This window comes from Brevibacillus fortis, assembly GCF_003013395.1.
GTDB classification, from domain to species: domain Bacteria; phylum Bacillota; class Bacilli; order Brevibacillales; family Brevibacillaceae; genus Brevibacillus; species Brevibacillus fortis.
Window position 1 is genome coordinate 19,735 of record NZ_PXZM01000063.1, and the last position, 20,745, is coordinate 40,479.

General features: G+C 47.4%; 19 protein-coding genes. 14 read left to right on the plus strand and 5 right to left on the minus strand.

The window, feature by feature from the left end; translation table 11 throughout:
• Nucleotides 1–8 precede the first annotated feature (8 nt).
• Nucleotides 9–644 (plus strand): precorrin-2 dehydrogenase/sirohydrochlorin ferrochelatase family protein, encoded by a 636-nt coding sequence (locus C7R93_RS29005; RefSeq protein ID WP_106842043.1) that lies wholly within the window; start codon nucleotides 9–11, stop codon nucleotides 642–644.
• A 54-nt stretch (nucleotides 645–698) separates the two neighbouring features.
• Here the strand turns inward: C7R93_RS29005 and C7R93_RS29010 are convergent, their stop codons facing one another.
• Complete coding sequence (locus C7R93_RS29010; protein WP_106842044.1) at nucleotides 699–1,478, minus strand: GNAT family N-acetyltransferase; 780 nt, start codon at nucleotides 1,476–1,478, stop codon at nucleotides 699–701.
• A 90-nt stretch (nucleotides 1,479–1,568) separates the two neighbouring features.
• Between C7R93_RS29010 and C7R93_RS29015 the strand changes: the two genes are divergently transcribed.
• Both C7R93_RS29015 and C7R93_RS29020 read left to right on the plus strand, forming a co-directional pair.
• On the plus strand, nucleotides 1,569–2,264 hold the full coding sequence (locus tag C7R93_RS29015) for a prolipoprotein diacylglyceryl transferase (RefSeq protein WP_106842045.1): 696 nt from the start codon (nucleotides 1,569–1,571) through the stop codon (nucleotides 2,262–2,264).
• Nucleotides 2,248–2,808, plus strand: a complete 561-nt coding sequence (locus C7R93_RS29020) for a peroxiredoxin family protein (RefSeq protein ID WP_106842046.1) — start codon at nucleotides 2,248–2,250, stop codon at nucleotides 2,806–2,808. Before C7R93_RS29015 ends, C7R93_RS29020 begins: the two co-directional genes overlap by 17 nt.
• A gap of 48 nt (nucleotides 2,809–2,856) precedes the next feature.
• Here the strand turns inward: C7R93_RS29020 and C7R93_RS29025 are convergent, their stop codons facing one another.
• Together C7R93_RS29025 and C7R93_RS29030 are read right to left on the minus strand one after the other, a co-directional pair.
• Entirely contained in the window at nucleotides 2,857–4,089 is a 1,233-nt protein-coding gene (locus C7R93_RS29025; protein ID WP_106842047.1) for a cation:proton antiporter, read from the minus strand.
• Nucleotides 4,090–4,091: 2 nt separating this feature from the next.
• Nucleotides 4,092–4,589, minus strand: coding sequence for a cation:proton antiporter regulatory subunit (locus C7R93_RS29030; RefSeq protein ID WP_069846275.1), 498 nt, complete (start codon nucleotides 4,587–4,589; stop codon nucleotides 4,092–4,094).
• 332 nt (nucleotides 4,590–4,921) lie between these two features.
• On the opposite strand from C7R93_RS29030, the gene C7R93_RS29035 reads away from it, so the two are divergent.
• Entirely contained in the window at nucleotides 4,922–5,176 is a 255-nt protein-coding gene (locus tag C7R93_RS29035; RefSeq protein ID WP_106842048.1) for a hypothetical protein, read from the plus strand.
• A 49-nt stretch (nucleotides 5,177–5,225) separates the two neighbouring features.
• On the opposite strand, the gene C7R93_RS29040 is transcribed toward C7R93_RS29035, so the two are convergent.
• Nucleotides 5,226–6,518, minus strand: coding sequence for a dicarboxylate/amino acid:cation symporter (locus C7R93_RS29040; RefSeq protein ID WP_106842049.1), 1,293 nt, complete (start codon nucleotides 6,516–6,518; stop codon nucleotides 5,226–5,228).
• A 248-nt stretch (nucleotides 6,519–6,766) separates the two neighbouring features.
• Here C7R93_RS29040 and C7R93_RS29045 point away from each other — a divergent pair, with 248 nt between their 5' ends.
• From C7R93_RS29045 to C7R93_RS29055, 3 genes are all read left to right on the plus strand, one after another.
• Nucleotides 6,767–7,525: a stalk domain-containing protein gene (locus C7R93_RS29045; RefSeq protein WP_106842050.1), complete on the plus strand. Its 759-nt coding sequence runs from the start codon at nucleotides 6,767–6,769 to the stop codon at nucleotides 7,523–7,525.
• 211 nt (nucleotides 7,526–7,736) lie between these two features.
• Complete coding sequence (locus tag C7R93_RS29050) at nucleotides 7,737–8,426, plus strand: response regulator transcription factor (RefSeq protein WP_106842051.1); 690 nt, start codon at nucleotides 7,737–7,739, stop codon at nucleotides 8,424–8,426.
• A complete protein-coding gene (locus tag C7R93_RS29055) occupies nucleotides 8,392–9,846 on the plus strand; it encodes a HAMP domain-containing sensor histidine kinase (RefSeq protein WP_106842052.1) in 1,455 nt (484 codons plus the stop codon). The genes C7R93_RS29050 and C7R93_RS29055 overlap by 35 nt, the downstream gene beginning before the upstream one ends.
• Nucleotides 9,847–9,851: 5 nt before the next feature.
• On the opposite strand, the gene C7R93_RS29060 is transcribed toward C7R93_RS29055, so the two are convergent.
• Complete coding sequence (locus tag C7R93_RS29060) at nucleotides 9,852–10,901, minus strand: DctP family TRAP transporter solute-binding subunit (RefSeq protein ID WP_106842053.1); 1,050 nt, start codon at nucleotides 10,899–10,901, stop codon at nucleotides 9,852–9,854.
• 98 nt (nucleotides 10,902–10,999) lie between these two features.
• On the opposite strand from C7R93_RS29060, the gene C7R93_RS29065 reads away from it, so the two are divergent.
• The 7 genes from C7R93_RS29065 to C7R93_RS29095 all read left to right on the plus strand — a co-directional run bounded on the left by C7R93_RS29065 (nucleotide 11,000) and on the right by C7R93_RS29095 (nucleotide 20,170).
• The gene (locus tag C7R93_RS29065) at nucleotides 11,000–12,571 is read left to right on the plus strand and encodes an ATP-binding protein (RefSeq protein WP_106842054.1); all 1,572 of its coding nucleotides are present in this window, start codon (nucleotides 11,000–11,002) and stop codon (nucleotides 12,569–12,571) included.
• Nucleotides 12,558–13,319: a response regulator gene (locus tag C7R93_RS29070; protein ID WP_106842055.1), complete on the plus strand. Its 762-nt coding sequence runs from the start codon at nucleotides 12,558–12,560 to the stop codon at nucleotides 13,317–13,319. The genes C7R93_RS29065 and C7R93_RS29070 overlap by 14 nt, the downstream gene beginning before the upstream one ends.
• Complete coding sequence (locus C7R93_RS29075; protein WP_106842056.1) at nucleotides 13,306–14,673, plus strand: sigma-54 interaction domain-containing protein; 1,368 nt, start codon at nucleotides 13,306–13,308, stop codon at nucleotides 14,671–14,673. Before C7R93_RS29070 ends, C7R93_RS29075 begins: the two co-directional genes overlap by 14 nt.
• Before the next feature lie 49 nt (nucleotides 14,674–14,722).
• Entirely contained in the window at nucleotides 14,723–15,652 is a 930-nt protein-coding gene (locus C7R93_RS29080) for a S66 peptidase family protein (RefSeq protein ID WP_106842057.1), read from the plus strand.
• 209 nt (nucleotides 15,653–15,861) lie between these two features.
• Nucleotides 15,862–16,233 carry a DUF4280 domain-containing protein gene (locus C7R93_RS29085; RefSeq protein ID WP_106842058.1) on the plus strand — a complete coding sequence of 124 codons (372 nt, stop codon included), beginning with the start codon at nucleotides 15,862–15,864 and terminating at the stop codon, nucleotides 16,231–16,233.
• Nucleotides 16,234–16,271: 38 nt separating this feature from the next.
• Nucleotides 16,272–19,457 carry a deaminase domain-containing protein gene (locus tag C7R93_RS29090; protein WP_106842059.1) on the plus strand — a complete coding sequence of 1,062 codons (3,186 nt, stop codon included), beginning with the start codon at nucleotides 16,272–16,274 and terminating at the stop codon, nucleotides 19,455–19,457.
• Between the two features lie 23 nt (nucleotides 19,458–19,480).
• Nucleotides 19,481–20,170, plus strand: a complete 690-nt coding sequence (locus C7R93_RS29095; RefSeq protein WP_146142447.1) for an Imm3 family immunity protein — start codon at nucleotides 19,481–19,483, stop codon at nucleotides 20,168–20,170.
• Nucleotides 20,171–20,745: the final 575 nt, after the last annotated feature.

Sequence of the window (20,745 nt, forward strand, 5' to 3'; positions counted from 1 at the left end):
GATCGCTGGTGACGCACTATGCCATGATGGTTCATCTACAAAACAAGCGTTGCTTGGTGGTCGGTGGAGGGCAGGTAGCTGAGCGGAAAATCGGAAGTCTGCTTGCTGCTGGTGCGGATGTCGCCGTTGTGAGTCCCTCCTGTACGGCAACTATCCTTGAATGGTCACACGCGAAGAAGCTTGCAGTAGCACTGCGCCCCTTTACCCCGCAGGACGTAAAAGAGGCTGTGCTCATTATCGCGGCGACGAGTGATCCCGCCGTCAATCTGGCTGTATACGAAGCGTGTCTTCCCCATCAGTGGATCAATATCGTCGATCGTCCAGACCTCTGTTCCTTTACCGTTCCATCCGTCGTTGCGCGCGGAGACTTGCAGATTGCGATCTCTACGGGCGGGCACAACCCGGGTCTGGCGAAGAAAATGCGCCGCCAGCTCGAAGAGTGGGTGGGACCGGAATACGAGGACTACACGCTTTTTCTCGGCAGCGTGAGAAGACAAGTACTCGCGCTTGCGGTGAGCGAAGCGGACAAACGGGCGATCTTGGCAGAGCTTTTGGACGATCGATTTTTACTATGGACCAAAAACGGTGAGACCGACCGAAGGGATCGGGAGGCAGAAGCGCTGCTTCATTTTACAAAAGAGTAGATCAACGCAAAAAATGGGATGGCTCTCACTAAGCTACTTGGTGGGGGCTTTTTTCTAGCTCTTTAGCCAGAGCATTTCCAAATGCCTCCCGACTTCCACAAACCCAAGCTTGCTGTACATTTGCTGCGGTGTATCATCTGCATAGGTCGTCAAATACATATTGGTGGCGCCGCGTTTTTTGGCGTCCTGCATCATGACGCGAATGATTTCCGTGCCGAATCCCCTGCGCTGCCAGGCATCGAGAATGCAAAATTCCTCCATACGAACGAGCTCCTTATAGAGATGCCATTCACATGCACCGACTGGCTCCTGATCGACAAAGCACACATACGGTATGATCTCACCGGTTTCATAAATCTCTCTTTTCCGGTTCGCTTTACGGATAGCAAAATCAGGATTGATCATAACGGAATCATAAGCAGTAAGGCAGCGTATGCCTGCTTCCATGACGTCAGTTGAATCCCCTCGCAATACAGAGCATTGTGGATTCGGCGTCAGTTTATCGGCAACATCCAGAGGAGCTAGCATGTACAACATCGTATTTACTTCAAACCCAAGCTGGGTCGCAAAAGACACCAACTCTTCTGAACAGGTAAGCGACGGATGCAGTTCCAGCTTCAAGTGGCCGAGCTGCTGCTCTTTGGCATGCCGAAGCTCTTGCTCGATGTAAGCTAGCAGCCAGTCTTGAGTGGGAACTGACATAATTTCTGTATAATTATGGCTATACATGTCCGGGACCGATTCATCGCGGTAGACGCGCACTTGTGGATGCTCCGTTCGTGTAGAAAAAGCGAGGGCATAGCGCTCCTGCAACGTAAAAATATTCGTGAGCATTCCTTTATTCCCCATTTCCTGATATCGTGATAGTTGTTTGAATACTTGTCTTCAATAGAGTAAGACATTTTCCTAAAGGAGGAAACGAAAATGTCGGATGCTTTTCAAATCGGCCCCTTATTGTTGAAAATGAGTATGCTGGCGGTCATTGTTTCTCTTTCGCTTGGCTTTGTCGCTATTTCCGCTCAGCTAAAACATAACAGGGAAATAAAATCAGCCGTTATTGAGCTGTTGAGTAATGCACTGGTGCTGGCATTTCTTGTTTGGAAGTTCAGCTACGTTCTGTTTCATTTTTCGAAAGTGGTGGAAAATCCCTCATCCATTCTCTATTTTTCCGGGGGAGAAAACGGAGCTATGTTGGCAGTCGTGGCAGTTGGCGTGTATCTCACCAAGACGGTACGCAAAAAAGCGATTCCTGTTCATTTCGTCGCCTTGGGAATGGCAACAGGCTTTCTCGCTGCAACAGGCGTTTACCATCTGCTCACGGTCATTTTAGAACAGAACAGCATGTGGTATCACGTACAGCAGGTCGCTATATGTGCCTTCTTTCTTTGGTGGTTACATCGGGAAAAGGAAGGACTCATTCATCTGGCAGCTTGGCTTGCACCCGTGATGTGGTTTGCCATTAGCCAAGTCTATGTGCACTTTTTTGTTACGAATCGAGAGGCTGTGTTTGCAGGACTTACCCGCGATCAACTCATGTACTATGCATTCGCTCTTTTGCTGCTCTTTTTATCCAGACGAGTGAAGCCGATAGGGGGAACGACCGATGAAGAAACGTCATAATGGTTGGGCGATCGTTGTACTCTTGGGGCTGTTGGGATGGGGCATCTTTGACGCGGAATTCTTGAACAGGCAGGAACCAATCGCTTCCTCCAGCGAGGAAGGCAACGGACAGATTGGAATTGAGAAAGGAAATACCGCTCCGGATTTTGAACTGCAGCAGATAGGTGGCGGTACGGTCAAGCTGTCCGATTTGCGGGGGAAAAAAGTCATTCTCAATCTGTGGGCGACGTGGTGTCCTCCTTGCCGTGCAGAAATGCCGGACATGCAGCGTTACTACGAAGAGAACAAGGAAGAAGGCGTAGTTATACTCGGGGTCAATTTGACCGATACGGAAGCGAGTCCAGAAGCGGTGGCGGATTTTGTGAAGTTGTATGGCATTACCTTCCCGATCTTGCTCGATCCTGAAAAAGAAGTGGCGAATGTGTACAAAGCCATTTCCATTCCAACCAGCTACATCATTGATTCGAGCGGTGTCATCCAGAATAAATACATCGGCCCAATGAATGAAGAAACCATGGAGAACATGTTGTCTGCGATCCAATAGAAAAACCGACAGCAGGCATATCTGCTGTCGGTAGTCACGTCCCTCTTATTATCCAGTGTCTGCTTTGTTTTCTGGTTCTTTAATTGGTGCCTTTCGATCCAGACGAAACACAGCATTGAGCAGCTTGTAAATATGCTTGGATTCCTTGGTCAACAAGGGACCTAAAATGGCGAGAATCAAAACGTAAAGAGCCGCAAATGGTTGCAAAATTTCCATGAGTGCGCCCGCTTTTCCGAGATTAGCCATGATGATGGAGAACTCACCGCGAGATACGATGGTCAGTCCAATATTGGTAGAAGCCTTTGGAGACAATCCGGCACTTCGTCCAGCCAAAAGTCCGGCGACGACGTTTCCGAAAAGCGTGATGGCAACTGCACCAATGGACAACCATACGGCTCCACCTAATGACAATGGATCAATTGTCAAACCGAAGCTGAAGAAGAACATGGCTCCGAAGAAGTCACGAAACGGCAGGATAAGGTGCTCGATGCGCTTCATGTGTTGTGTTTCTGCCAGGACGAGACCTACGAGCAAGGCTCCGATGGCTTCGGCCACATGGATCGTTTCGGAAAAACCCGCAATCAGAAACAGAGCGGCAAACACCGTAATCATAAACACTTCGTTTGATTTGATGTTCAATGCCCGATTCAGGAAAGGTACGAGCTTGCGGCCTACGATAATGAGGAGAAGCATGTAGCCGAGTGCAATCAATGCGGATGAGAGTACGCCGGTAAGAGAGGTTGCACCGCTTAATACTAATCCGGACACAATCGATATATAGACGGCTAAGAATATGTCTTCGAACATGATGATCCCCAAGATCATCTCTGTTTCGCGATTTGCTGTACGTTTGAGATCCACCAGTACTTTTGCCACGATGGCGCTGGAGGAAATAGTGGTAATACCGGCGATAATCAATACCTCTTTGAGAGGGAAGCCAGCGGCCCAACCAAATACGAGGCCGAGGGTAAAGTTAATCACGATGTAGATCGTGCCGCCAATGGCAATGGAACGACCAGCCTTGATCAGGCGACCTACTGAAAATTCTAGTCCGAGGTAAAACAACAGGAAGAGTACGCCAAGTCTGCCCATAAATTCGATGAGCGGGGCGCTTTCAATAAAGCGAAGATCAAACAATCCGAGGTCGGGAGCGTGTGGACCCACGATCATCCCGACGAGAATGTAGAAGGGTACGATGGAGAATTTTAACTTCATAGAGAGGAACCCCGCGATTGCTATGAGTGCGAGGGCAAGACCGACTTCAAAAACGACGTGCTCCAATATCACTCACCTCCGTTGCTGAGAATAGTCTTGAGAGCCTTCACCTGCTTCCGTTCACCTGCAACGACCAACGTAGATCCTGTACAAAGGACATACTCGGGGCCGGGATTAATCGTTTGTTTATGGTCTTTTTCGATCACAGCGATGATGGTAGCGCCTGTTTCTTGACGAATGTTGAGTTCCCCAATCGTCTTGCCAATGGCGGGAGCGTTGGATTCAATCTTGTACCACTCAATCATGAGTTTGTCTAACGCAACCTCGACTGTTTCCAGCGCAGATGGTTTGTACGTCAAGCCACCTACGATGGCAGCGATTTGTCTCGCCTCATCATCGTCAAGGGTAACCATGGAGATTGTTTCGTCCATATCATCACGGTCAAAGTGATACATTTCCCGGCGGCCGTCATCGTGAATGACGATAACCAGCTTGTCACCACTCCTGGTTTCGACCTGGTACTTCCTGCCGATTCCTGGTAAATCGGATTCTCTAATAGAGAACATGTAAGATCCTCCTTCGCGAAAAAACACGGTATTGGCATAGATAACTGCTCTTGATTCCCAGAAATGAGCAGCGAGTCGTCAATAATTATTTGGAATTATATCCAATCCGGTGATATTTTAGTAATAATCCCCCCTGTTGTGCGGATTATTGTCGACATATAATACCTACATCCACTATTATACACGAAATGACGTCATTTTTCTTCAAAATGAAACATTTTCATTTGAAAATGACACACTTATAAATGGATAGGCATATTAACTTTCCTCTAAAACGCGGTCGCTCCTCTAGGAGTGGGCTTCGCTAGAGGTTATTTTAAGGATGATGAAACATGGCGAACAAACAGTATCGATTAACAGAAGCCGAATGGGTGTTTATTCAAGACATGCGGTCCATGGATATGGATGAGCTATTGGACATCGTGATCGCATTGCGCAATGAGGTAAGGGAGCTGGAGAAAAAGGCGGAGCTAATCAAAGAGCGAGAGAAAGAGGGTTGGCAGGAGGAGTATCAGGCAGCACAGAAGCGAATTAATCACCTGCGTCAATTCGAGGTTGAGCTTCGCAAGACATGGCCAAATGACTAAAGCAAAAAGAGGTTCTCTCTGAAGTAGGAGAACCTCTTTTTTATATGGACTAGGCCGTGATCGGTTTTGCTTCTGAATCGTTGTCCGACTCGATGGCTGTTTCATCTGCTTGCTGGACGCGTCCCGGATGGAACTCGTTTTCATGCTTGGCTATGACGACGGCAGCGACGCCATTTCCGATCAGGTTCGTGATAGCACGAGCTTCTGACATGAATCGATCAACGCCGAGCAAGAGTGCAATGCCTTCGACCGGAATGACAGGAAAGGCTGCCAAAGTAGCGGCGAGTGTGATGAAACCGGAACCTGTGACACCGGCAGCCCCTTTTGACGTAATCATTAGGATTCCTAAAAGGGTGAGTTGTTCCCAGATGCTGAGCTCGATGCCATATGCCTGGGCGATAAAAATGGCAGCCATAGATAAATAGATCGAGGTACCATCCAGGTTAAACGAGTAGCCCGTCGGTACGACCAGGCCGACAACGGATTTGGAGCAGCCGTACTTCTCCAGCCGATCCATCATCCGCGGAAGAGCAGACTCGGAGGAGGATGTGCCGAGCACGAGCAGGATTTCCTCCCGAATGTATTTGATAAAGGAGAAGATGTTGAATTTGTAGTAGCGTGCGATCCCACCCAGGATGAGAATAATGAACAAAAACATCGTGATATAAACAGCCGTCATCAAGAGGCCCAGTCTGGTCAGCGAACCAATTCCGAATTTGCCAATCGTGTACGCCATTGCACCAAATGCAGCCACTGGAGAAACCTTCATGATCATGTTGACGACACCAAAAAATCCGTGTGTCAGCTTGTCAAACAGCTTGATGACAGGCTGGGATGCTTGCCCCATGCCAGCGAGAGAGAGGCCAAACAGGACAGCGAAGAACAGAATGGGTAACAGCTCGCCTTTTGCCATCGCACCGACGACATTTTCTGGGATGATCCCCGTAATAAAATCAATAAAACCGTTGTTACTCGAAGCGGCAGCCTCCGTGTACTTGGAGACGTCCCCGCTGGTCAGTCCCGTTTTGTCAAAGCCTACCCCAGGCTTGATCAGGTTGACGACCAACAGTCCGATCCCCAATGCGATTGTGGTAACGATTTCAAAATAGAGCAGCGCTTTGCCGCCGATCTTTCCGACCTTTTTCATGTCCCCCATACTGGCGATTCCATTTACGACAGTGAAGAAGACAATCGGTGGGATGACCATTTTGATCAGTTTGACAAAAATATCGGCCAACACCTTCAGCTCTGCGCCAAATTTGGGTGCAAAATGACCAACAAGGATACCGAGAATGATGGCAATAACGACCTGTACGGTCAGATTTTTAAAGTTGATCCGCATGAAATTCGCTCCTCCTCCAGATTTTGAAAACGCTTTATTCCTCTTTTTCGCATTGTATAAATTGGTTGGAAAATTGAAAACAATACGGTCATATTGGTTGTTTTGGTCCTTTTGGTCATAGAAATCCCCTCAAATTGGAAAGGAAAAAATCAATTGTTGACATACTCTCGACACGAACAATAGGTAAAGTAGGAAATGTACATAGTGACACGAAAGAAATAGACAACCGGGAGAATGGAGGATTTTCTATGTTCAAGAAGCAATACCTGGCGATTGCCTCAGCGTTGATTCTGACTACCACACTTATTCCGACGAGCTCTCAAGCAGCGACTGGAACGAAGAATCTGCAAGCTAAGTACAACAACATTAAAGTTATCTATAACGGTGCAGCTGTTCCAACTACAATCGAACCATTCATCGTAAACGGAACGACGTACATTCCACTTCGCATGATGGCTGACGTGTTCAGCAAGGATGTAGCATGGGATGGCACGAAGTACACCATTACAGTAAAAGACAAGCAGAACTCCCAGCACGCAAACGAGTTGGCTGCACGTGATGCTCAAATCAGAAGCTTGCAAAACACCATCGATAGCCTGAACAAAGAAATCTCTGATTTGAAAAACGACAAGAAGAAGAACAATAACAACAACAATGATGATATTCAGGATGCCCTAGATGATCTGGAAAAAGATCTGAACTCTGAATATGATGACTACGAAAACCTTGAATGGGATATCTCTCTCAGCGGCGACGAGGATGATATTGATGTAGAAATCGCGATTGACCTGGATGACTACAAAGATGAATTCGAGGATTTGTCCCAAAGTGATTTAGAGAATCTCGTGGAAAATATCATCAAAGATATTTGGGACGACAATGATTTCGAAGATGCAGATATTAAAGGTGAAATCGTCGACAGCAGCGATAATGACGAAGAGCTCTATGACTTCGAAGGTGAAGCAAAAAGTGGCGATATCACTTTCGACGGTGACGAGATCAAATAAATTCCCTCGAAGTGGGGACGTTTCTCACAAAAAAAGCCTTGCTCCTTTCCAAAGGATGCAAGGCTTTTTTCCTATTTTCCAAAAACATCAAAGCCAAATTTTAATACGAGGTTGTAAACTGATAGAATAGAAGTACGTAGACTATTAGAGAGACCATGCGACAATTCTCGAATAGGAATGATCATATGTCTGTAAATCAGGTAGGGAAGTTATGAAAAGCATTTTGTTGGTAGAAGATGAACTGGTGATATCTCGCGTGCTGAAGGCTTACTTGCAAAAGGCAGGGTATGAGGTCTGGCAAGCGAACGACGGAATCGAGGCGATGGAGCTTTTTGACGAGAAAAAGCCGGATCTTGTTCTGTTGGATGTCATGCTCCCTGAACGCAATGGCTGGGAGATCCTCCAGTACATTCGCGAAAAGAGCTCCTGTCCGGTCATTATCATGACAGCGCTCGGTCAGACAGACCAAAAGCTCAAAGGACTCAATCAAGGGGCAGATGACTACATAACGAAGCCTTTCGTCGCGGATGAAGTAGTGGCACGAGTCAATGCGGTGCTGCGCCGCTCCGTTATTTTGGTGAAAGATCAGGAAACTCGACTATTCGGAAGCTTGAAAATAAACTTTCAGTCCCATCACGTGACGCTGCACGGTCTCGAACTGACGTTTCACCCGCGCGATCTGTCCTTGCTGCTTTTTCTGGCACAAAATCCGAATCAGACCTTTACCCGAGAGCAATTGATTGAACAAGTATGGGGAATGGACTACGGAGGAAGTGACCGTGCTGTAGACCTGGCGATCAAGCGGGTCAGAAAGACACTAGAGAATTGGCCAGATCAGGAAGGCGAGATCAAGACGCAAAGAGGGGTTGGGTATCAATTCTGTGTTTATAAAAAACAATGAGCCCGTATCGCTGCTGCGCTATTGGACCACGCGCTATCTGCTCACCCTCGTGATCGGACTGCTCATCATTGGAGCTGTTTCTGCCTATTGGATCAAGTACGCAGCCATTGAAAAGCAGATCGAGGTCACGCGACTTTTTGCAGAGGAAGTGGCTGATCGAGTCGTCGATGATGTGGGAAATATTTTGGTGGGGGAAAAGCTTCATCAGGTATTGGATAATCGGCGCAAGTTTATGGGTGTTGATCGCAATCTGATTTTGTTCATAGAAGATGTAAAAGGAGAGGTCGTTTACAGTCGACCAACCAAGCTTCCACCCTCCTTGCAGCAGGCAGCACCTGGGTTGTTAGAGCAGGCGGACACGCGGGATAAAGTGAGGCATCCCTCAGGTGAGACCCTGTATGTAATCAGGAAGTATTTGGAGTACAATGGTCAAATCATTGGCAAGGTGATCTTGCTTTTCCCAGAAACGGATATCAAGGTAGGTAAAGAAGAAATCCAATATTTGGTCATCATGCTGGGGAGTTTGGGTGTGCTTGGCTGGGCGGTTATTTATTTTCATGCGCGGAAGCTGTCGGAACCGATTCAAAATGTTGTGATGTCCGCACGACAGATCGTGGAAGGCAACTACGACGTCTTGATCAATAAAACGATCAAGGAAAAGGAAATTCACGAGCTGGTGCATACATTTGCGGAGATGGCCGACCGTCTACGGCAGTTGGAAAGCATGCGAACAGAGCTCTTGGCTGGGGTGACACACGAGCTGAAAACCCCCGTTACGTCTATTAGCGGATTAATCCAGGCGATAAACGACGAGGTGGTTTCCGGTGAGGAGCAGAAGGAGTTTTTGGAAATCTGCTTGAAGGAAACAAAGCGTCTGCAAAAAATGGTAGAGGATTTGCTAGACTTTAATTCATTTGCTGTAGGAGCGATCACCGTTTGTCAGGAAGAGCAAAACGTGAACAAGCTGATCCGGGAGATCGCCTCACAATGGCGGATTGTCCATGATCTCGGTCCCGTCACATTTACCGTTGGGGTTCTGGAAAAACAGACGATGATCTATGTCGATCCGGGCCGTGTCCAGCAAATCTTGATTAACCTTTTGAACAACGCGAAACAGGCTGTCGGTGAGAATGGGAACATAGAGCTCACTCTCTACGAAACGAACACGGATTTACGAATTGACGTCAAAGACGATGGGCTAGGAATACCCGCAAAGGAACAGCCACTTGTGTTCGAGCGGTTCTTTCGGGGAAGCAATAAAAAAGACAAAGTACGTGGACTTGGTTTGGGGCTGTCCTATTCTCGCATGATGGCGAAGGCTCTTGGGGGAGATCTCATTCTCGCAAATAGCACGTCAGAGGGATCTGTTTTTACGCTCATTTTGCCCAAGCGCAAAGAAAAGAGCGAGGAGATTGCTTGAGAGCTTCACCGGCGTTGGTGGAGCTCTCTGATTTTTACCATCAATGGTTCTCCGATACTCGGAGCGAATTGATCGTAGACTGGCTGCAATGCTTCGATCCAGGCCGCACGTTCTTCTGGTGTCTGCATGTGGATGTGCATCGCCCCATTTTCTTGTAGCAAGCGTAGCTGTTTGTCATTCATCGAAACAGCCAATTGATTATTGTAGGCAGTCGCTTCCTGCATGGCCTCCGAAATGGCCTGCTGAATATCAGGGGGGAGATTGTTCCAAAACGTTTTATTAATCACGACGGTGTAGCCCAGATAGCTGTGATTGCTGATCGTCATGTGCTTCTGTACTTGGTAGAGCCGTTTGGTGTATACATTGGAGATCGTATTTTCTTCACCATCTACTTTTCCGGCAGCGAGCATGCTGTATAATTCATTGAAGGAAGAGCCTACAGGGATTGCCTGGAGCGTGCGAAACTGAGCTTCGATCACGTTGCCAGGAATGATGCGCAAACGTTGGCCGGTAAAATCGGAAGGCATGATCAATGGGCGATTGGCTGTCACTTGCTTAAAGCCGCTTGCCCAAAAGGCCAGTCCTTTCATATCAGAATCTTCTAGCTTATCGAATAGTATTTGGCCGATTTCCCCATTGAATACAGTTTCGACATCCTCTTGCGAACGAAACAGATAAGGCAGATCAAGGACAGCCCACTCGGGAATCGTGTTAGAAAGATAGGAGAATGCAGGTGCGATCATCTGGATTTCACCGTTTTGCAAAGCAGTCATCTCGGTTTTCTCGGTGTGAAGGATACTGTTGGGAAAGACTTGTACCTCTACACGTCCGTTTGTCTTTTCCTTCACTAGCTGAGAAAAGCGTTCGATGGTTAGCCCCTTTGGCGTGTTTTCTGCGATTACGTGGCTGAACTTGATAATAATTTGATTGGACAGCCCTACCTGTTCTTCGTCGTATCCTCTGTTTTCCTTCAGGAGATCCGGTCCGAAGCCTATTATGACAGCGCTCACAAGTCCGAGTAGGACAATGAATGTACTGGTTACCAACGATTTCATTTTCATACACCTGCTTACGTTAAATGAATTTGAGTTGCAAACCCAATGGAAAGGAAAGAACGAACCTGTTTGAACGCTTAACAATCAAATGGAAGATTATGCTACTCTCCGTCGGAATCGTTCTTTTTTCCTTGATCATCGGAAACTTGATCATGGCCGGAGGGATTATTCGGATTACGGAAACCCAACTGGGACAACGGCTGATGACCACAGCGCGCACGGTTGCGACGATTCCCAATGTACAAAAAAGCATTCAGGAACCAGACGGGTGGAAGGTCATCCAACCGACAGCAAACAGCCTGCGCGTCGTCAATGATGTGACATATATCGTCGTACTGAATAGGGAGCGTGTCCGTTACTCAGACCCATTAGATGAGCGGATTGGCACCGTGTTTATGGACCCTGCGGTTGATGAGGCCTATGCCGAGCACTCCTATTTTCAGAAAGTCAAAGGAGAGATGGGAACGGCTCTGCGGGCCTACGTGCCGATCATGGATGACCAGCATCAGCAGGTGGGTGTCGTCTTGGTCGGACGTGTCATGCCTGATGTTTGGGGGATCTTGTACACCGAGCGAAACAATATCGCGCTGACCTTTTTCCTCTCCTTATTGTTCGGGGTGTGGGGCTCCTATCAGTTGGCCCGTCACATGAAAAAGCAGATGCTCGACCTGGAGCCAGACGAAATCGCGCGAATCCTGGTAGAGCGGACCGCGACCTTCCATGCTATGCACGAGGGAGTCATCGCCATCGACAATCGGGAGCGAATCACGATCTTTAACGACCGGGCGAAGCAAATTTTTGGTATAGAAGGAGAGGTGCTGGGCAAGCACATAAGGTCTGTCCTGCACGACACCAGATTACCAGAAGTGTTGGAGCTTCGCCAGAATTTTACCAACACGGAAATTCACGTCGGCAATACGCTGCTCTGGTCCAACCGTTTTCTGATTAAGGTCGAAGAAAAGGTCGTCGGCGCGATTGCGATTTTCCAAGACAGAACAGAAGTAGCGAGAATGGCGGAGGAACTGACAGGCGTAAAAGAATTCGTCGGTGCACTGCGGGTACAAAATCACGAGCACATGAACCATTTGCATACCATCGCAGGCTTGCTCCAGCTCCATCAGCATGAAAAGGCACTCGCGTATTTGTTCGAGGTCAACGAGCAGCAAGAGGAGCTTACCTCCTTTTTAACAACGCGGATCATGGATGAGAATTTATCAGGGCTCTTGATAGGCAAAGTAAGTCGAGGAAGAGAGCTGGGCATCCGCGTTGTCATTGATCGCAGGAGTCATTTGGAAAGCTTTCCTCCGTACATGGATCATCACAATTTCGTACTCATTTTGGGCAATTTGATCGAGAATGCCTTTGATTCACTGGAGCGAATCGAACACGCGGATAAGGAGATCATGATCAGTATCGAGCAAGACGAAGAGATTTGCTCTATTCTGGTGGAGGACAACGGAATCGGCATGGACGAAGAGACGCGCCGACGCATGCTGGAACGGGGATTTTCTACGAAAGAACGTGCGCACCGTGGACTTGGTCTGCATCTGGTGCAGCAGTTGGTCAATAAAGGGGGAGGCGAGCTGGTATGCCATTCGGCACGAGGAGAAGGGGCCAGCTTCCTCATTACGTTTCCGATGGGGGAAGAGGAGAGTCATGGAGAAGGATAACGAAAACATTCGCGTACTGATTATGGAAGACGATCCGATGGTACAGGAAATCAACAAGCAGTTCATTGAGCGCGTCCCGGGCTTTGTCGTGGTCGGAATTGCAGCCAACGGGGCAGACGGACTCAAGCTAGTGAATGAGCTCGCTCCTGACTTGGTGATCATTGATATTTTCATGCCGATCCAGGACGGAGTGAAAACGTTGATGGAGTTGCGCGCCGCCAAGCATGCAGTGGATGTCATCGTCGTGACAGCTGCAAAGGACAAGACCACGATCCAATCGATGCTGCGCAATGGTGCGATGGACTATGTTATCAAGCCGTTTCAGTTTGAACGGATCAAGCAGTCGTTGGAAAACTATCGGGAGTTTCGCCGACGGATTGATTGGGAAGGAAATGCATCCCAGGATGAGGTTGACCAGCTGTTATTCCGCAAAAGCCCGGAAAAAGAACAAGCCGATGCCAATCCAGGCAGGGCAGTGCTACCGAAGGGACTGCACGCTGTCACCATGGAGCAAATCATGCGCCAGATCGAGAAAGAGAGTCAGCCACTATCGGCAGATGACGTGGCAGAACGCGTAGGGATTGCGAGAGTGACGGCCAGACGGTATTTGGACTATCTGGAGAAGAGCGGGAGTGTCAGAATGGATGTCATCTATGGTGGGGTAGGCAGACCGACGAATCGCTATGTACGTGTTACTCCACAAGATACAGGGGGCACGGGAGGTAGAGAGCGCCATGATCGATTATGAAGCGTTGTTAGGCTCGCTGTTCGATATCGTGCACGTCACAGACGCAGAAGGCAGAACCTTGTATTGTTCGGGACGATACGAGGAATTTTTCGGAATCGATCCTAGGGAGATGATGGGTAAGCCGATTGAAGAGTTTTATCATCTCGGTTATTTTGCGCCAACCATTACGATGCGGGTCATTCGCAACAAGAAAAAGGTGCACACGATTCAGACCACCCGCAAAAATCGCAAGTTGTTTGTGGAGGGCACACCGATTTGGGATCAGGACGGCAATTTTAGTGGAGTCGTCAATACGTCGATAGATATTACGGGCCAAGACCAACTGCAACAGGAGCTCAATGAAGTCAAGTACGTCGGCACGGTTTTGCAGAGTGAAATGACCAAGGAGAACAACAGACAAAAAGGAGAGACCTGCCTGATCTACCGCAGTCAGTCCATGGAGCAGGTCGCCATGATGGCCAAAAAACTGTCGCAGGTAGAATCGTCCATGATCCTGTTAGGAGAATCAGGTGTCGGAAAAGGCGTACTGGCAAAATACATCCACGAGTGCAGTCCGCGGGTGGACAAGCCATTCGTGCACATCAACTGTGGAGCCATTCCCGAGACATTGCTGGAGTCAGAGCTGTTTGGCTACGAAAAGGGTGCTTTTACAGGAGCGGACAAAGATGGCAAGGCAGGTTTGATTGAAAAGGCAAATGGGGGCACGTTGTTTCTGGACGAGATCGGAGAGATGTCACTCTCCTTGCAAGTGAAGCTGTTGAATGTGTTGCAAGAAAAAACGATTACGCCCGTAGGCAGCTCTGTTTCGCGAAAAGTAGATGTAAAGCTGATCACCGCCACGAATAAAAACCTGAGGCAAATGGTCAAGGAAGGCAAATTTCGCGAGGATTTGTACTATCGCATTCACGTCGTCCCGTTGGAAATTCCGCCGCTGCGCGAACGGCAGGAAGAGATACCCGTGCTCGTCCACTACTTTCTCAATGTCTTTTCGCAAAAGTACTGTTTGGAAAGGCAGCTCGCCGATACCTGCTACCGAATCCTCAGCGAATACGATTGGCCTGGCAATGTGCGGGAGCTGGAAAATGTAGTGGAACGGCTCGTCGTCACTTCTCACGATGTGCTCATTACGCCCGCGCAAATTCCGCGTTATATTCATAACCAAGAGACTAGTGTGAACAAAGGGATCAAGGTCGATCGTGTGATGGCGATGCAGGATGCCATGGACGAGGTGGAGCGCCAGCTCGTGCACCGGGCTTATGAGCAGCATAAGACGACGACAAAGGTAGCGGAAGCGCTCGGAATCAGCCAGCCGTCTGCAAGTCGCAAGCTGCGAAAATGGCAATGCACCATGTGACACAGATGTACGATAATGGGGAGAGAAACCGTGGGAGGAGACTGGACAGATGAATAAAGGGAAAGCATTGCGAGCGGGAGATACAATCGGAGTGGTGGCAACCTCTAGTCCTGCTACAGAAGAAGTGCTGAACAAAGCAATGGCAGAGCTCCAAGCTTTGGGATACAAGGTGAAAATATCGGATACGTGCCGAGAATCGTACGGTGGGTATTTGGCGGGAACTCCTGAGCACCGGGCGGCTGAGCTGAATGCCATGTTCGTCGACGAGGAAGTGGACGGGATCATGTGCATGCGCGGCGGTTACGGTTCCCCGCAATTTCTTTCCTTGCTCGATTATGACCGCATCGCCCAAAACCCGAAGCTGTTTATCGGCTACAGCGACATTACGGCGCTGCATGCCGCTTTCGGGCAACGTGCAAATCTGGCTACTCTTCACGGACCGATGGCAACCTCAGACATCGCACATGGACTGGATGACTGGTCCAAGCAATATTTGCTGCGTGCCATGACTCGCCCCGAGCCATTGGGAGCGATCATTAATCCGCCTGGGGAAGAAATCGTCTGTCTCGTCGAAGGTCAGGCATCTGGACCCGTAGTCGGCGGGAATCTCGCCCTTGTCGCCGCCTTGATGGGAACACCCTACCAGCTCGATACGAGAGGCAAGCTATTGTTTTTGGAGGATATCGACGAAGAGCCGTACCGGATTGACCGCATGCTGACACAGCTAGCCCAAGGTGGCTTGTTCGATGATTGTGCGGGCGTCGTCATCGGGACATGGACCGATTGTGAGCCGAAAAAGCGCGAAGGCTTCTCTGTCTGGGATGTGTTTCAAAATATCGTCGTCCCGTACGGAAAACCGACCATCTGGAACATTCAGATCGGGCATGGCGCGTGCAACATTGCTCTCCCTCTGGGCGTAGAGGCCAGTCTCGATGCGACAAACGTTGAGCTGGTGATTGAAGAGAGTGTAACCATATAACGAGAATACTTTTTCTTTCAAGAAGGCTTCCCCAACCCTTGCGGCGTTGGTGGGAGCCTTTTTGGGTTATTTAGAAAAATAAGGAAACAGGACGTTTGACCCATAAATCACTTTCTAATTTATCCCGATTATTAGATGGAATGTAAAAATAAGACGGAATATGGAAGTTGCTTGCAGAGGATTTTTTTGGAAAGGGGATAGGTCTAAAGATGCTAGCGTTACTTCAAGCACTTGCAATGGGGATGTTCAGCCCCGAGTACTCATATGTTGTGCGGGGAGCGACCCTCAAGTGCAGTCAGGGAACCGACCCCGGCGTATTGAATTTACCCTTGTGCCATGGCGTTTACAGCCTCGACAAACCTGTCATGAATGTCGCCGATCATGTCCCCGGCGTGAATATCGGATGCTTTGGGTTTTGTAAAGCGGCAGGAGGAGGGGAGTGTGTACCACAGACGACCTCGAAATGGACAGATGGTAAACACGATGTGCTCATCGACAACGAGCATGCCTTGCTGAGCAAGTCGCAGTTGGTTTGCAATCTTTCAGGCATCATCACGATTGAAACAGACGGTCAGGATTGACGCTTCCCGTTGCTTGCTAGAGAAGGAGGGGAGAGAACATGCAACGTACAAGCGGCGTCATGACCTATCAGGATATAAAATTCGTTTGGCCATATGGACCGATCCGGCTAGACCAGCTGGAGTTCGTCCATCAGACAGGCACGCATGCCAAGCTCACGATCACAGGAATTGTCCCGGAAGACAAAGAGGACGAGATCATCAATCGTGCCGGCACCCACGATCCCATCGAGCTGTACAAAGTGGAAGGCGGGCAGAAACAGCCGATTTTCATGGGGCGCCTGGATCATGTGGAGATCAAGGTCGTACGCGACATTCACTACGTCACGATACAAGCCGTGTCGCATACATATGCGTTGGACATGAGCGTGAAAATACGTTCGTTTCAAGAAGTGAATCGGTTGTACCGGGATGTCGTAGACGAGATCATGTCCGTCTATCACGGTGGAGATGTCATCGATCAAGCCTTCGACGATCGTAAGCAGGGTAAATACATCATGCAGTACGAGGAGACAGACTGGACCTTTTTGAAACGAATCGCGTCCCATGTCGGAGCCGTCCTCGTACCGGATTTGAGTGCGCATAAGGTACGCTTGTGGATCGGCATGCCCGAGGGCCGCAAGCAAATCAAGCTGGAAGAAGAATCTCCATACGAGGTCAACCGGGCCATCGCGCCTTACATGAAAAAAGCCGCAAACGGCTCATCGTCCGTCAGCGAGTATCAATACACGACATACGCCTTCGACTACGAAGACCTGCTGCAAATCGGGGATGAGGTACAGCGAGAAGGGCAAACATTCGTCATTACGAAAGTGACTGGGAAGCTGGATCAGGGACTCTTGAGATGGAGTTACGTGTGTGCCGTGCCTGAAGCCGTCAAGCAAACGAAGCTGTACAACAAGGCCATCATCGGTGCGGCGATCGACGGAAAAGTGATTCAAATCGGTCGCAATCAGGTCAAACTCCACTTGAACATGGACAAAAAGCAAGAGCCAAGCAAGGCCCAGTGGTTCCCGTATGCGGCGGAAGGCAACCAGATTTTGTACCTTATGCCAGAGCTCGGTTCGAAAGTAAAGCTGTATTTCCCGAGCGCTGATGAAGACGACGGTATGGTCATGAACTCCGTTCGCCATGCGCCAAAAGGAGCGGCTGCCGAGAAGCAAGATCGGCAAATGCAGGATCCTGGTGTGAAGTCGTTTGGGAATCCGCAGGGAAAAGAGTTTACGCTCGGGGATAAAGAGCTGACGATGACTGCGCAGGAAGGGATGCTCTACATCTCGATGAACAAGGATGTAGGCGTCAGTCTGAATAGTACCTCGGATGTGAATATCAGTGCGAGTGGTGCGCTGAGCTTGAGTGGTGCGGCTGTGTATTTGTCCGGGACTGAGAGCTTGAACGTGAAAACGGCGTCGGATACGATAGAGCTGTTGGAGGAAAACAAATCCAGCAGTGAGGAAATTAAGCTGGATGCGAGTAATCGCAATACGTTTGATTACATGCCAAGTGCGTTTGAAAAAGAATTGCAAGGAAGCAGTGTGGCTGCCGTCATGGCCCGCAGAGCCTTCAACAACCAGATTGCTGAGGCGAAAGGGAAGATAGATGCCTTTGGAGATACCTTGTTAGGCTTGTGGAATGTGGTAGTAGATGCCGGTGATATTGCCTCGACCGCGTTACCAACAACGTATCTGGTAGACGCGATTTACGAAGGGGTGACTGGAGAAGAGCGGCCTTCTCTCCTCGAACGAAATGATCTGGCTAGAGGAGCTGTAGACGGCGCTACGAATGCAGTCAATTATGTAGGAGATACGGTAACGGGCAATAAATCGTGGGAACAAATCAAATCCGATGCAAAGTCGGTTGGACAAGGGCTATACGATGACTATATCGATCCATTCGTGAAAGACGCTCAATACGATCAAGATAACTTGTTTAAAGGCGGCCTGTGGACTCGATCGGAAGAAGAGAGCTATGCGAAAGGCCAGAATGAATTTAAGAAAGACATGGTGGTTGCGGAAGTAGCGGTAAGTGCTCTTAGTGCTGGTACAGGTACAGCAGTCATGAGGACGGTGAAAATAGCCGATAAGCTCGATGGGCCAGGTGGTCGAAAGGGTTTGGATGGTGGCGGAGGAAAAGGAATAGGTGGACTATTGCTTGACTCGGTCGATGATATGATGGATGGCGGAGCTTCGATTTTTGATGGGAAGATGAAGACAAGCGCTAAGACACCAGGTGATAAGCAGGCAGAGATTCAAGCACTGGTTGAAAAGTTACAGATGAGAATGAAAGAGCAGTCGAATAAAGAGATTAATGATAGACTGGATGGCGGGAAGGGTCATACTGGTTCTCGTGCCCCAGAAAGCCAAACGAGACACGCTGAAAAATCTCTCGATATTCCTAATAAAAATGTATTACCAAAGGTAGTGAACGGGGATTCTGGACATTCGAATTATTCTCCATCGCTGAATAGCAAGGCTAATGGTGCTAACAAAAATAATTCTCAAGGAAATAATAAGCCAGATAATGAGGCGAGGACAGGACATGCTCAACATGCTGAAAAACCTCACGACATTCCTGATGAGAAGGATTTACCAAAGGTAGTGAATGGCGATTTTGGGAATTCGAATCATTCTATACCTCCTAAGAGTAAGCCTGATACTACTAAGAAAAATGATCCTCAAGGAAATAATAAGCCAGATACTAAGGGGACGGGTGAAGTTCCAAATGTAAGTCATGGAAAAGTATTCCCAACAAGAGTAATTGATTTAGAAACAGAAGGTTTTATTATTGATAAAGTTAAAGTGTTAAGAAGTAAGCTTTCTAATAGGATTAAAGGTGATCTGAATTTTGCGTATGCGAAGGTAGAAATTGAAGGAATTGACAAGGATGAATTTTATTCTCATAGTAGTTTGAACGGGGATAATAAGGAAAAGACCTATGCTGATTATTCATTAAAACCAACAAAACCAAAGTACGAGGCTACTGAAGCACCAGATAGGAGTGGTAATGTAAGATTAAGAGACAATGATACTGAGTATAAAATTCTCAATGATTTGGCATCTAGACTTGATAAATTGCCAGATCCATCAAAAGCTCGTGGAAAAATTAAATTATTTACCGAATTAGATACATGTGGAAGTTGTAGTAGAATTATAGAAAAGTTTCACAAAGATTATCCCAATATTGATATTGAGGTAATCCATAATGGTGATAAGATAGTTGAACCATAAGAAATTTATTGGGAGGACATAAAGTGAAACGAAATTATGAGGCTTTATTTGGAGCTTTTTATGAAAACTATTTTCATTTTAAAAGTGAGAGAATGAGTGGTCCTGAAGCTCTTGCTTGCACATGTGAGGCATACTTCGGTATGGATAAAAGAGGTGAAATGGAAAAAGCAGTATTGTTTATTGCGGAAGGGAGAATTCATTTAACACATTCGAAAATTTTTGTTAAATCGAAACAAAAGATAATTGATGCATTAAATTCTCTAGATTTAAATAAGTTACAACTTGAAATAGCTCCAGATGATTATCAGGACATATTAGAACGAAGAGATATGGTGCTTGATGGAATTGAAAGTATACCTGTAGATTATAGTCCGAATACAAGATATTACTACTTTGAAATAGATAAGGAAGTTAAAAATTACTTTGGGATTTTATTCAATGAGAAGAAAGATGCAATTGAGCTTGTTGAGGAAATAATGGAACGATTCGAGCGTGAATGTAGGAGTACATTAAGTGAAAAAATAGTTGTTAGAACAACACTTGCAGAACTACTTATCAGATATAGAATTAATGCTAAAGGGGAGTTTTTGAAAATAAAAAATGAATTAGAGCAATTCGATATGAATGATGTGGGGGAACAATTGTCGGAAAATGAAAAGTTGGATCTTTCTATGCGAATTAAGGAAGTCTTATCTAAACTTCAAAATTTATAGATCAATTTGTTTTTTCAACGATGTGTATTTAGAATGATACAAACAACAAGAGTCTGTCAAAAATTTTGTGTAACCATTTACAATCCCAACAACAAGATCGTACAATACAACCAATCAACCAAACACTAAATAACACTTGATAAACTTTCAAAGGCTTATTCCAACTTGAACGACGAGGAGGAATGGGCCTTTTATGCATGCAAAATTAAAGAAGGAATAGGAAAATGGCAAAGCAGGTACAGGAAAAGGTAGGATGAATTGCACAGGCACAGACAGAGTATGAGGCAATTATAGATGAAATGAGAGGCTACTGACAGAAATCACGAGAGCTACGCAAAGATGAAGGTACTCACGATAATCCATCTCCTATAAGAGGATTCTTTTTCTAGACGAAGAAAGGCTGCCGAGTTTCTCGACAGCCTTAAAATGGGGAGGGAATTTCTTAATTCTTCTTTTCTTGGGTCTGTCAAGAATTTTGTGTAAACTCCATCAACCGATATATGAAAAGGTTTCATCCCCGAAGGGATTGTCTTTTCCTACACCAACACGTCAAGGGTTCGCTTCGCCTTACGCCC